General features: G+C 60.3%; 14 protein-coding genes. 3 read left to right on the plus strand and 11 right to left on the minus strand.

What is annotated here, in order from left to right; genetic code table 11:
• From DU29_RS0128070 to DU29_RS0128080, 3 genes are all read left to right on the plus strand, one after another.
• Window positions 1-649, plus strand: a 649-nt coding sequence (locus DU29_RS0128070; RefSeq protein ID WP_028624680.1) for an MFS transporter, incomplete at its 5' end; no start/stop codon positions are given.
• A gap of 83 nt (window positions 650-732) precedes the next feature.
• Window positions 733-1,071, plus strand: a complete 339-nt coding sequence (locus tag DU29_RS0128075; protein ID WP_028624681.1) for a hypothetical protein — start codon at window positions 733-735, stop codon at window positions 1,069-1,071.
• Window positions 1,072-1,121: 50 nt separating this feature from the next.
• The gene (locus DU29_RS0128080; protein ID WP_028624682.1) at window positions 1,122-1,382 is read left to right on the plus strand and encodes a hypothetical protein; all 261 of its coding nucleotides are present in this window, start codon (window positions 1,122-1,124) and stop codon (window positions 1,380-1,382) included.
• Between the two features lie 166 nt (window positions 1,383-1,548).
• Here the strand turns inward: DU29_RS0128080 and DU29_RS0128085 are convergent, their stop codons facing one another.
• The 11 genes from DU29_RS0128085 to DU29_RS0128135 form a co-directional block, all read right to left on the minus strand.
• Window positions 1,549-2,478, minus strand: a complete 930-nt coding sequence (locus DU29_RS0128085; protein ID WP_028624683.1) for a PfkB family carbohydrate kinase — start codon at window positions 2,476-2,478, stop codon at window positions 1,549-1,551.
• Complete coding sequence (locus DU29_RS0128090) at window positions 2,471-3,937, minus strand: purine-cytosine permease family protein (RefSeq protein ID WP_028624684.1); 1,467 nt, start codon at window positions 3,935-3,937, stop codon at window positions 2,471-2,473. The genes DU29_RS0128085 and DU29_RS0128090 overlap by 8 nt, the downstream gene beginning before the upstream one ends.
• A 218-nt stretch (window positions 3,938-4,155) precedes the next feature.
• Complete coding sequence (locus DU29_RS0128095) at window positions 4,156-5,154, minus strand: ADP-ribosylglycohydrolase family protein (protein ID WP_028624685.1); 999 nt, start codon at window positions 5,152-5,154, stop codon at window positions 4,156-4,158.
• Window positions 5,151-5,864 carry a GntR family transcriptional regulator gene (locus tag DU29_RS0128100; protein ID WP_028624686.1) on the minus strand — a complete coding sequence of 238 codons (714 nt, stop codon included), beginning with the start codon at window positions 5,862-5,864 and terminating at the stop codon, window positions 5,151-5,153. The genes DU29_RS0128095 and DU29_RS0128100 overlap by 4 nt, the downstream gene beginning before the upstream one ends.
• 160 nt (window positions 5,865-6,024) lie before the next feature.
• A complete protein-coding gene (araH, locus tag DU29_RS0128105) occupies window positions 6,025-6,993 on the minus strand; it encodes an L-arabinose ABC transporter permease AraH (protein ID WP_028624687.1) in 969 nt (322 codons plus the stop codon).
• A gap of 12 nt (window positions 6,994-7,005) precedes the next feature.
• Window positions 7,006-8,550, minus strand: a complete 1,545-nt coding sequence (gene araG / locus DU29_RS0128110; RefSeq protein WP_028624688.1) for an L-arabinose ABC transporter ATP-binding protein AraG — start codon at window positions 8,548-8,550, stop codon at window positions 7,006-7,008.
• Window positions 8,551-8,616: 66 nt separating this feature from the next.
• Complete coding sequence (locus tag DU29_RS0128115) at window positions 8,617-9,621, minus strand: substrate-binding domain-containing protein (RefSeq protein ID WP_028624689.1); 1,005 nt, start codon at window positions 9,619-9,621, stop codon at window positions 8,617-8,619.
• A gap of 144 nt (window positions 9,622-9,765) precedes the next feature.
• The gene (locus DU29_RS0128120) at window positions 9,766-10,584 is read right to left on the minus strand and encodes an SDR family oxidoreductase (protein ID WP_028624690.1); all 819 of its coding nucleotides are present in this window, start codon (window positions 10,582-10,584) and stop codon (window positions 9,766-9,768) included.
• Between the two features lie 195 nt (window positions 10,585-10,779).
• Complete coding sequence (locus DU29_RS0128125; RefSeq protein WP_028624691.1) at window positions 10,780-11,655, minus strand: SMP-30/gluconolactonase/LRE family protein; 876 nt, start codon at window positions 11,653-11,655, stop codon at window positions 10,780-10,782.
• Window positions 11,656-11,688: 33 nt separating this feature from the next.
• Window positions 11,689-12,405: a FadR/GntR family transcriptional regulator gene (locus DU29_RS0128130; RefSeq protein WP_028624692.1), complete on the minus strand. Its 717-nt coding sequence runs from the start codon at window positions 12,403-12,405 to the stop codon at window positions 11,689-11,691.
• Between the two features lie 141 nt (window positions 12,406-12,546).
• Window positions 12,547-12,798: DUF1285 family C-terminal domain-containing protein (locus DU29_RS0128135; RefSeq protein WP_028624693.1), on the minus strand; the 252-nt coding region annotated here is incomplete at its 5' end.

Genomic DNA, 12,798 nt, shown 5'->3' on the forward strand with positions numbered 1-12,798 from the left:
CGATGCTCAGTTGAAAAAAGCGCCCTCGCCTGTGCCCGCCGTTGCGCGCATTTCCTGGCGCGCCACTGTTCAGGTGCTGTCGTCCAAAGCGCTGTTTCCGATCATCATGGTCGGCCTCGGCGGGTGCGTATTTGGGGGCCTGTCGAGCTTTCAAACCAGTTACGCAGCGTCTCGCTCGCTGGATTACTCACTGTTCTTTTTCGGCTTCATGGGCGCGGCGATCAGCAGTCGAATGCTGATTGCGGGTTTCGTGGTCAAGCGCGATCCACTCCGCGCGTCCTGCCTGCTGTCGGGGTTGATGATGGGCTCGATCGTGCTGTTCGGTTTCGTAGTCGACAGCGGATTCACCTACGTACTGGCAGCGATGATGCTCGGGGTCGGTTACGGGCTGACGTACTCGGTGATCAATGGCCTGGCGGCGAACGAAGCGCCACATGGTGTTACGTCGCAATCGTTGTTGCTGTTCAGCCTGTCGTACTTCATCGGCGTGTTCGGCTTCCCGTTGCTGGCCGGGAAGATCATCGTCGAACACGGCATGACGACACTTATGCTCACAGTTCTGGCAGTAGCCCTGTTGAACTGGCTGATCACCGTGGCACGCCTGATCTGGCGCCGGGTTGTGAGCGCCAGATCGCTCCATCAGGCATGAACCGTTCGTCGCTCTTGAGGCACCAATTCCGATCAGAGCCGACCAACGTCAGGTAAGGACTTTTAATAAATGGAGACGACACCATGATCTTGTCCAGGCTGACCGCTCTTACGTTCGCTACCCTTCTGTCCTCTGCCGCATTCGCTGCCAACACTGCTTCCGGCACCGGCCCGACCAACCCGACTGGCGGCACCGGCTCTTCCGCTACTCAAAGCACTCCCGGCATGAACACCAACGGCACCGGCGTCGACAGCGGCCTGCCGCCGTCCACCGGCACCGACCCGCGCACGCAAGGCAGTGACCCTGGACGTCAGGGCGGTTTAAACACGCCGGACGCGACTCCCGACAATGCCGGCCCCGGCATCGGCTCGAAGACCACCACTGGTGGTTCGGGTTCAGAAGGTGGCGGTGCCAGCCAATAATCGCCCACGCGAGTACACGCACGACCTATCCACAGCCATGAGAGGTAACCATGAACGTTGATAACGACCTGCAAAAAGAAGTTCTAACCCGCTTGCTGCACGCTCACCCGAGCGGCCTGGGCAAGGAGGTTCTGGACAATTACCGGGGTGAGAAAGTCGTGGCGAGTACCCTCGCCCAGCTTCAAGACCAAGGCTTGATTCAACATGGCCACGTGACCTGCAACGAGGCAGGCGAGCATTCGCTGAATATGCCGATCAAGCTCAGTGCCGCTGGCGTTGAAGCAGCGCGCAAGCTGGACGCTAATAAATAGCACCTGACGGGTCGCAGCCGCCCGTGGCTGCGACCGCTTGAGTGGCCACTTATTCTCGTTGAATCTTCTGGCCTCTTCGCGAGCAAGCCCGCTCTCACAGATGATCGAGTACTTCAATTTCACCTCGATCGACTGTAGGAGCAGGCTTGCCAGCGATGGCAATCCATCAAGCGCCGGACGCTTGTTCGACCAACACGTCAACTTCAGCAGCCACGGGCGCAGTCGCCGGCCCCCATCGGGTCACCGCCAACGCAGCAGCGGCATTCGCTCGCCGTGCTGCCTCAAGCACCGGCAATCCGTGCGCCAAACCTGCGACAAACACCCCCGCATGCGCATCGCCCGCGCCGTTGCTGTCCACTGCTGCCACCTTAAAGCCCGGCACATGTGTGTGCGCTCCCTGATGACTGACCCAGCATCCGTTTGCACCATCACGAACGACGAGCAGAACATCGTCCGGCAAATGCTCAATCAGCCGAGCCAGCGCCCCGGCAATGTCCGAAACGCCGGTAAACCGCGATGCCTCGACGCTGTTACTGGTCCACACATCAATGCGCCCAAGCAACTTCTGCATCAACGGCGCTTCCGGCGCTTCCACCAGCGGGCCGGGGTCAAACACTACGTTGATTCCCGTCGGCAACGCCAGCACCCAGTCCACCAGTGCTTGAGCCTTGCCTGCGTGAAGCAGGCTGTAGCCGCTGACGTACACATAGTCGCCCGCCTCCGCCGGCACACTGGCGAGGTCTTCGGCGGTCAACTCGCCTTCGGCGCCGATGTAGGAAATGAAACTGCGCTCAGCCGAGGCCTCTGTCACCGCAACGCACAGCCCAGTGTCCCGCTCGGCGCGGTGAGCAATACCCATCTGGATACCTTCAGCGTTCATGGCGGCCCGCGCGAGGTCACCAAAACGACCGCTGCCGTGCCGGCCCAGATAGACCACCGGCAAGCCATTACGCCGGGCCGCGGCCATTACATTAAAGCCGCCGCCCGCCTCGAAACTGGCCGACTGCGCCAGCACATCACCGCCGGATTCCGGCAGCTTGGCCACCGCCATGACCAGGTCGATCATGACCTGGCCGGTGTGCAACATCTTAGGCATGAGCATTCTCGACCGAGGCGGCACGACGATCTCTCGCCCCGCCCAACACATAATAAATTCCACCCGCCACCAGGAACGTCACGATCCAGCCCAGGCCGTTATGGCCCAGCCAGGAATCGGAGAGAAACCCGCGGAACCAGACGTTCTGCTCGGTAGTGCCGATGGTGGTGAAACTGAAACCCAGCACGATCGCCACTGCCCACGCGCCGAACGCACGCCATTCGATACCGCCGCGATACCAGTAGGGGCTGCTCGGGCTGACGTCCAGCAAGTCGGTCGGGCTGTAGTAATGACGGTGAATCAGGTCGACAACAAAGATCCCGACCCACGCGGTAATTGGCACCGCCAGCAAGGAAATGAAGGTGATGAAAGGACCGTAAAAACTGTCGGCGATCAGCATGAAGTAGATCGAACCGGCGAAGATCGCGACGATGTCGACCACCACCGCGTAGACGCGTTTGACCTTAAGGCCAAGGGTCAACGTGGTCAGGCCGGCGGAGTACACCGAGAGGTTATTCGACAGCAGCAAACCGCCGAACGCGGTGATCAGGTACGGGACGGCCATCCAGGTCGGCAGCATGTCGCGGATCGCGATGATCGGGTCGGTGGCCGAGGCCAGGTCGTCATTGCCCACAGACAACAAGCCGCCGAGGGTGATCAACAGCACCAACGGAATACCCGCACCAAACGCGGCCGATGCGACCAGGCGCACGGCTTTGACGCTGCGGTGCTGATAGCGCGACATGTCGGCACCGGCATTGGCCCAACCGATCCCGGTGCCGGCCGCCATGGTTCCGACGCCGATGATCATTGCGCTCAGCGGCGCCGGGGTGGCGTTAAACACGGCGCTCCAGTCGATGGTGGCGCAGAGAAAACCGCCGACCAGGATGTTCAAGGCGCCGAACACATAGGTCGCCCACTTCTGAATCACCAGCAACGTCGCATGACCGAGCCCGGAAACCGACAAGGTCAGCAGCACGAAGATCGCGATGAAGATCAACGTCAGCACCGGCGCACTTTTGGCCTCGACCGGCGAGCCGAACAGTATCGAGCACAGCGACAGCAACACGAACGCGGCAGTAGTGGTGTTGACGGTTTCCCAACCCAGCCGCGACATCAGCGATACCAGGGTCGGCCCGATATTGCCACGAACGCCGAAGATGGCCCGCGACAAGGTCAGGCTCGGCGCGCGGCCGCGCCGGCCGGCAATCGAGATAATGCCCACCACCGCGAACGACCCGGCGGCGCCGAGGATCGCGACGATGATCGCTTGCCAGATCGCCAAGCCACGAAACGCCACCAGCGTGGCGCCCAGTGGCAGGCCGAGGATGGAAATGTTGGCGGCGAACCAGACCCAGAACAGCTGCAGCGGATGACCGTTACATTCGGCTTCCGGCACCGGCTCGATGCCACGGGTTTCCAGCTGCCCGGCAAATTGTCCGGTGGTTGATGAACTCATGAAAAATGCTCCTGTTGCCTTTTTTGTGGTTGTGGGCAATTGCGGAAGTCGACAGAACATACCGGCAATCCTGGCCGTGGTTGCGCAATCCGTTACGGTTTATAAAAGTGAGTCGGCGGTGCGCCCTTCGTCGGAACGCCGCCCGGAGCAAGCCCGCTCCCACAGGTCCGCGCACACCCACTGTGGGAGCGGGCTTGCTCGCGAAGCGGTCAGCCCAGTCAACGTAAGGCCAAAAGCCTCAGCACCAACGGCTCCAACTCCAGCGAGTTAACCGTTTTGACCTTGTCGATCATCCCGACCGGCCAACTCTCAAGACCCAGACACGCCCCAAGCATCGCCCCGAGAATCGCGGCGATGGTATCGGTGTCGCCACCGAGGCTGGCCGCCGTGCACAGCGCTTCGGAGGCGTTCATCTCGCCAACCGCTACTTGCTGAGCCAGGGCAAACGAGACCACGACCGATTCCTGTGAAGCCACCGACGTGCCGACAACGTCGTACAGCAGATCCGCGAGCAACACCTTGTCACTGTCGACGCTGATGGTCCGCGCCCAACTGATACGCGAAGCAATCCGCCCTCCCGCAGCCCAGTGGCCATGGCCCTCCGCTTGTTGAGCGATATGCTGGCCCAGGTTCAACGCTTCGCCCAGATCCATGCCATTGATGCCGGCCGACACCACCGCCGCCACCGCTGCGGCACTGGAAATTCCCAGCGTGGTGTTATGGGTGACCTGGCAGGCCTGGACCACGGCGCTGATAAACCGCTGCGAGTCGGCGACATCTGCCGCGATGCCCACTGGCGTAATGCGCATCGCTGCGCCATTAGTGGTGCCGTAGCGCCCCGCCTCTTCCGGCGAATGGCCGGCGAGGATCATCTCGATCGCGCGCTTGGTCGATGGCCCGAGCAAATCCTGCGAACCCTTGGCCTGCATCGTCGCTTCCCACTCGATCAGGCGCTGAGCGAGCAGCGCAGGTTCGATCTGGCCCGCGCCATCGATCAACAACTGGCCGACCAGAATCGCCTGTTCGGTGTCGTCGGTAACCGAGCCGGCCGGCATGTTCGCGGCGATTGGCTGATCGGGGCCGGCGTCCTGCAGATCCCTGATCTCGCCGAAACGCGCCTTGATATCGGCGCGGCTCATCGATTGCGTCGGCATGCCCAGTGCATCACCGAGGGCCAGGCCGTAAAAAGCGCCCAGGGCACGATTGAGCGCGGTCATTGTGGTGTTCCAAATTGCAGGTGAAGGCGAAAATGCACCGGGTCGAGCAGGCTTTCAACCTGTTCCATGAAGCGGTTTTGTCGGTCGTAAGTCGTGCGCAGAGCTTTGAGGAACACCGTGCCGACCGGGCGACCGAGCAGCTCGGCGTCTTCGGCGCTCAAGGGTTCTGCGCCGATCCATTGATCGCCACGTTCGCCGATGTAGCCGTAGGCGGCCAGGGTGATGGTCAGGGAATTGTCGATAAGGCCAACGCGCGGCAGGCTTTCCAGGCCACCGGTGGCGGGCATCAGTGACCGCTCGAGGGAAACCAGCGTGCCGTCGTTGGATCGACGTCGACGATCAAGGGTAATGAATTGATCGGTGCCGAACCGCGACAACAGGTCGGGACGGCTGACCGCTTCCAGCCGCAGCACTTCGGTGTTGATCAGCGCGCCGCTATCAGCGAGTGCCTGCGCCCACCCGCTGCGCTGATCGAGCACCACGCCGTCAAAAGTGACAATGGAGCCGACGCCGCTTTGCGTCGCGATGTAATTGCGCCGCTTCAACTCGGCCAGCGCTTCACGCAGCGTACCCCGGCTGACTTTGAATTCTTGAGCCAACTGATGCTCGCCGGGCAGCAGGAAACCGTCCTCCATGAGGCCGCTTTCAATGCGCCGGATGAGCTCGTCGACCACCCGTTGTTTTTTGTCAAATCGTACCTGTCTAATCATGTACAAATTGAAACCGAAAGATGCTATGCGGGCAAGCAATATTTCAGGGAGGTGACGGGAGGAAGTGGGAGTTCGCGGGTGTGTGGTGAATCAGCTAAGCCGCCTTCGCGGGCAAGTCGGAACGCCGCCCGCGATGGCTTCAGCACAGTCAGCAACAATCTCAGCGTTGCTTGAGGCGGTCGATGACAACAGCCAGAAGCAATATCGATCCACGAATCACATACTGATAAAACGTATCGATATTCTTCAGATTCATCGCATTCTCGATGATCGCCAGAATCAGCACCCCGGCAATGACATGCCGAATCATGCCGATCCCGCCGCTCAACGACACCCCGCCGAGCACGCACGCCGAGATCACCGTCAGCTCGAAACCCTGCCCGATCATCGGCTGACCCGAAGTCATGCGCGAGGCCAGAATCACCCCAGCCAGCGCACCGATCACGCCATGCACGGCGAAGATGATGATCTTGGTCCGGTCAACGTTCACCCCGGCCAGCAGCGCCGCTTCCTGGTTGCCACCGATGGCCATGGTGTTGCGCCCGTAGGTGGTGTAGTTCAACAGCCAGCCGAAAAACAGAAAGCACACGATGGTAATCAGGATCGGCACCGGCACGCCAAACAGCTGGCCATTGCCGACCACGAAGAACGATTCCTGCGACACGCCCACCGCTTTGCCGTTGGCAAAAATGTAGGCCAGACCGCGCACGATTTGCATGGTTGCCAGCGTGGTAATCAGCGCATTGACCCGCAGCTTGGCGATCACGATACCGTTGATCAGCCCGACAATCAGGCCCATCACCAGCGCCGCGCCGACACCCAGCAGCACGCTGTCGGTGTCACGCATCACCACAGCGGCGACCACGCCGGCGCAGGCAATCACCGAACCCACCGACAAGTCGAAGTGCCCGGACGCCAGGCAATACAACATGGTGCACGCGGCAATCCCGGTGGTCGAAATCGCTAGGCCGAGTCCGCGCATGTTCAACGGTGAAAGAAAGTTGTCGATCAGTAACGTGCACAGCACGAAGATCCCGACCGCCGCCAGCAGCATCACCCAGTCATCGAGGAAGCGCCGTAAATCAAGCGGTTTGCGCGCAGTGGGCAGAGCATTGTTTTGGGTTGTCATTATTGTTACCTCTCAGTTCGCCACGCCGTCAGCGCGGTGGCGCGGCAAAGCCAGTTGCAGCAGGTTGGATTCGTTAGCCTCGTCACGGGACAGTTCGCCGCGCATCGCACCCTCGCAGAGCACCAGAATGCGATCGGAAATACCCATCACTTCCATCAAGTCACTCGACACCACAATGACGGCGATGCCGCTTTCGGCCAGGTTGTGGATGATCTGGTAGATCTCGGCTTTGGCGCCGATGTCGATGCCGCGCGTAGGCTCGTCGAGCAGCAGCACTTTCATCGGCATCGACAGCCAGCGGCCGAGAATGGCCTTCTGCTGATTGCCGCCGGACAGGTACATGATTTTCTGCGCGGCGTTCGGCGTCTTCACCTTCAACGCTTTGATCTGCTTGTCGGCGTTGTCCTTTTCCCACAGGCCACGCAGCAGGCAACCGAAGGTCGAATGGGCGCCCCGTGCGCTGATGTTGATGTTCTCGGCGACGCTGGAGAGCGGCATGATGCCCTCCTTCTTGCGGTCCTCGGGACACAGCAGAATGCCGGCGGCGATGGCGTCGCGCGGTGAACGTAATTTGAGTTCACGACCGCGCAATTCCAGACGCCCGGCGCTGTTGCGCTCCAGACCGCTGAGCATGCGGAACAGCTCGGTGCGACCGGCGCCGACCAGGCCGAACAGCCCGAGAATTTCACCTTTGTGCGCTTCGAAACTGACCGGCTCGCGCAAGCCCGGCCCGATCAAACCGTCGACCTTCAGCGCCACTGCGCCACGCTTGCGCGGGCGGTAATCGTAGATGTCCTGAATGTCGCGACCGACCATGCACGTAACCAGTTGATCGTGGGTCAGCTCGCTCATGTCCTCGAACGTACGCACGTAACGACCGTCCTTGAACACCGTCACCGCGTTGCAGATGCGGAACACTTCTTCCATGCGATGGGAGACGTAGAGCACCACTTTGCCCTCATCGCGCAGACGCCCGATGATCGCCATCAAACGATCAATCTCCCGCGCCGACAGGCTGCTGGTCGGTTCATCGAAGGCAATAACGTGCGCGCCCCGGGACAACGCCTTGGCGATTTCCACCAGTTGCCGCTGACCAAGGGACAGCCGCCCTACTTTCTCCTGCGGGTCGATTTCATCGGCCAGGCCCTTGAGACAGGCCAGCGCTTGCTGGCGCAATGCGCCGCGATTGATCAGGCCGAAACTGGCCGGCAGATGCCCGAGGAAAAGGTTTTCCGCCACGGTCATTTCCGGTACCAGGTGCAGTTCCTGATGAATGACCGCGACGCCACTGCCAATGCTGTCGGCCGTGGATTTGAACACCATGGTCTGCTCGCCGATCTGCAGATCACCGCTACTCGGCGTATAAGCCCCGCCGAGAATTTTCAGCAGCGTTGATTTGCCGGCACCGTTCTCGCCCATCAAGGCATGAACCTGTCCCGGATGGGCGACGAAGCTGATGCCATCCAGCGCTTTGACGCCGGGGAAGGTTTTGCCGATCCCGTTGAAGCGCAAGCTGCCTTCGGCGCTGTGCTGTTGTATTTTTAGTTGCGCGTGCATAACCCACCTCTTCACACAGATCAGGCAACCCCCTCGCCGGGGGCTGCCGGTGAAATCAACCGGTCCTCAGTTCCACAGGCCGATTTTTTCCAGTTCCTGCTTGAAGTTCTCGCGGGTGATCAGCGTCACGTCGTCCATGGCCGTGTATTTCGGCGGTTCTTTGCCGGTGGTGACCCACTCGTACATCATCTCGGCGGTTTTGTAGCCTTCGATGTGCGGGCTTGGCAGCATCGAGCCGAAGAAGCCGCTGTTGGGTTTTTTCAGTTCGCCGATCGCGTCGGTACCGTTGATGCCGATGCCGATCACATTGGCCGCGGCAAAACCGGCGCTCTCGGTAGCCCGCACGCCGCCCAGCACGGTGTTGTCGTTCATGCCGCCGATGATCAGGTTTTTCGCCGCGCCTGGCAGTTTGACCAGCGCCGAGTTGGTGGCGTCCATACTGCCCGGCACATCAAGGGTTTTCAGCGCCGAGAACAGAATGTGATCCTTTGGCATCCCGGCTTCTTCCAGAGCCTTGACCGAGCCGTCCGTACGTTTTTTACCGGTATCGAGTTCGTTGTAGGTGTTGATCACCGCGTAGGTGTCTTTCCACTCCCAGCCGCGTTTTTTCGCTTCAGTCGCCATGGCGGCGCCCTGCTTCTGACCGACTTCGAACGCGGCCATGCCCAAGTACGGAACGTCCTCCATGAACTTGCCGCTGGCGTCGACAAAGCGGTCATCGACAGCGATGACTTTCAGGCCATTGAGTTTGGCCTTCGCCATGATCGCCGGGCCGAGGGACACGTCCGGCGGGCAGATCACGAAGCCCTTGGCGCCGTTGGCCGCGAGGCTATCGATGGCCGACAGGGTTTTCTCGCCATCCGGCACGGCGATTTTGATCACGGTAAAGCCCTTGTCCTTGCCGGCCTTTTCCGCGAATGCCCATTCAGTCTGGAACCAAGGCTCTTCAGCCTGCTTGACCAGAAAACCGATCTTCACTTCCTCGGCCGCCAGCAGCGTGCTGCTCAAGCTGACCGCAGTGACCGCCAAAGCGGCACAGCACAGGGAACGGATCCCACGACGACGATTCATAAGCTGACTCCTTGTTATTTTTTTTGAGCGTTTATTGTTGGATATAGTGTTTGAAAATCAGTGCAACCCTGAAACATGAAGCGAATAGTCATATCGTATGATGATTGGATTTCAGGCGTAATCCTCCCGTGAAATCCTGTTCGCTCAGTCGTGATACATGACCGAGCGACCACCATCGACAGTGATGCATGAAGCATTGATGAACGGCGCTTCGTCACTGGCAAGGAACACCGCGGTCATGGCCACTTCCATCGGCTGCCCGATGCGCCGTGGTGGATGCAGGTCGAAGGCACGCTGGCGTTCGGCATGCGGATCGGCAAAACCGTTCCAGTAATCGACGTTCAGTTGAGTTTCGATATAGCCCGGCGCGATGGCATTGACGCGAATGCCCTTCGGCGCATATTCGATGCCGAGCGCACGGGTCAGGCCGAGCAAGCCGTGCTTGGCCACCGGGTACGGAAAGCAGCCCGGGATGATGTGCGAAGAATGGGTCGAGGCGATGTTGATGATACTGCCACCACCCTGCTCGATCATCTGCGGCAGCACCGCTTTGCAGCCATACCAGGCGCCGTCGAGGTCGATGGCAAAACAGCGGCGCCAGTCTTCCTCGGTCATTTCCAGCGGATCGCGGAACACGTTGACCCCGGCGCAATTGACCAGCACGTCGATCCGGCCATATCGATCGAGCGCCAGGCCGGCCATGGCGTGCAGGTCTTGCTGGCTGGAAACGTCAGCCTTGACCGCATGAACGTTGAAGCCTCTGTCACGCCAGCGCTGCGCAAGGCGCTCGACCTTCTCGCCCTGGATATCGCTGATGATCAGTTTCGCTTGTTGATAAACGCACGCCGCGACAATCGCTTCACCGATACCTTGAGCGGCACCGGTAATCAGCACGACTTTATTTTCCAGGCGCTTGCCCTGCGGTGGCTCGGCCACTGGCGGCAGCGAAAGACGCTCAGCCATGGCTCAGCATTCCTTTCAGGCACGACAAAAACCGGGCATCTGTCGATGTCCGGCCGGATAGCTGTATGAAAAATCGCTGCATCACTTCACCTGTTTTGTTTTTTTAAGTGTGAGTGCGTGTAACTGATGACGCCGACTATAAACCCGACCGCCAAATAATCTCAATATATAATTTTACATCCCATATTTTGGGATTCACCCTGCAAATCGATGACAGATTTTTCCTGCAACGTCGACGCGCATGGACAACAGCGCGCCGTCCAGTGGGTGATCAAGCGGGCTGGCGGCGCAGGTGATGTACAAAGTTTTCAAGTCATCGCCGCCGAAAACGCAACTGGTTGGGCGGCTGACGGGCAGTTCGATCACTCGATCGACGGCGCCATCCGGGGTCAGCCTGAGCAGGCAACTGCCGTCCCAGCGTGCATTCCAGATATAACCCTCAGCATCCATCGCCGACCCATCGGGCCCGCCACGCTCGTGCGGGCCGAACCAGACCTGGGCGGCGTCGAGGCTGCCGTCGGCGTTAATGAAATGCCGGTAGAGTGTCTTGTCCATGCTGTCGGCGAAATGCAGCGCAGTGCCGTCTTCGCTCCAGAGCAACGTGTTTGGGATGCCCAGGCCACGCAGCAGAGGCGTGACCCGGCCATCATGATCGATGCGGAACAGACCACCTGAACGCTGCACGATCGGCAGGTCTTCGCGATTTTCGCCGATGTTGTTTTGCATGGTGCCGAGCCACAGCCGGCCCAGTGCATCGCAGCGGGCTTCGTTGGGGCGGTTCGCGGGGTTCGGATCCGCTACGCAAAGCAGCGTCAGGCGCGGTTCCAGGCCCGGCGAATCAAGATCAAGGCGATAGACGCCACTGCTCAGTGTCACCAGCGCATCGCCGCTGTCGCAGGGGATGAACGCTGAAACATGCTCCGGCATCTGCCAGATTTGCACGTTGGCGCCGGTGAGTCGCAACGCCTGCTTGCCGGCGATATCGACCCAGTAGAGGGCTTGCGTCGGCGCGTCCCAAAAGGGGCCCTCGCCAAGGTGCGCTCGGTGCTGGGTCACTGCGGTCCACTCCATGAAACCTCCTGCGTTGTTCTGGATTCCAGGTTGTCAGCCGGCCTTTTTATCGGCCATGACTTTCGGGTAGTAACGTTTGATGGCCAGGTCCGCATTGTCGATCAGCGTCATGCACGCCCACACACCGCGCGCCGCATCCCGCGCAGCAATGGCGTCGGCCATGTCCTTGTGGATCGGCAGCGTGCGCCGCAGTTCATCCGGATCAGCCGCAGAGACTTCAAACGACACCGCCAGCAACGCGCCCAGGGCCGGGACCATTTGTTCGATGAATTGATTGTGGCTGGCGGCGAGGATGCACTCGTGGAAAAACTGGTCGGCGCGGTTGTAATCGGCGCCGCTTTCCACGGCACGCTCCAGCGCGTTATACGCCTGCAGCACCGCTTGCACTTGCTCGACCGTTGCGCGTTCGCAGGCCCAGCGCACGGCCATGGGCTCGATGGTGCGGCGCAGATCGAGCAGATCGTCGACGAAATTTTCAGGCAAACCGCTGCGAGACAGCCAGCCAACAACTTGCGGATCAAACAGGTTCCAGCGTCGAACCGGTAGCACCCGCGTGCCGACTTTCGGCCCGACTTCGAGCATGCCTTTGGCAACCAGGGTTTTGATAGCTTCTCGGATGACCGTGCGACTGACACCCAGCTGCTCACCCAGCGCGGCTTCAACCTTGATGGTTTCACCGGGCTTTACCTGGCCTGCTGCAATCCAGCAACCCAGCCAGTCGACCGTCGATGCATGAAAACTGCTGGACATGGGCACCTCGATAACAGAACGGCACAAAGCCGCTCGCGATGGGTGTCCACGCTAATCATCATATGATTGGGTGTCAATTGGATTTTTTTGCAGGTTGCGCCTACCAATGTGGGAGCGGGCTTGCTCCCACAGGGTTATGCGTTAAGGCTCGAGTCCGATCGGGAAGAATTCCCCGCCGCTCCATACGCCCAGCCAGCGCTGCCCGTCGATCTCACGGCTCACCGCGATTTCCACCAATTGGTAAAACACGTTGCGATGGATGAGGGCTTCGAGATTGGTGCGGATATGCACATAAGGCGCTGGCTCTTGTGTGACGGGGTCAGTCACCACGCGGATCGGGTGTTCGACGCCGGCATCGGCGGTTTCGTCCACATTGGTGGGGAACCGCAGAAT

The organism is Pseudomonas sp. Ant30-3 (genome assembly GCF_000690905.1).
In the GTDB taxonomy this organism is placed as follows: domain Bacteria; phylum Pseudomonadota; class Gammaproteobacteria; order Pseudomonadales; family Pseudomonadaceae; genus Aquipseudomonas.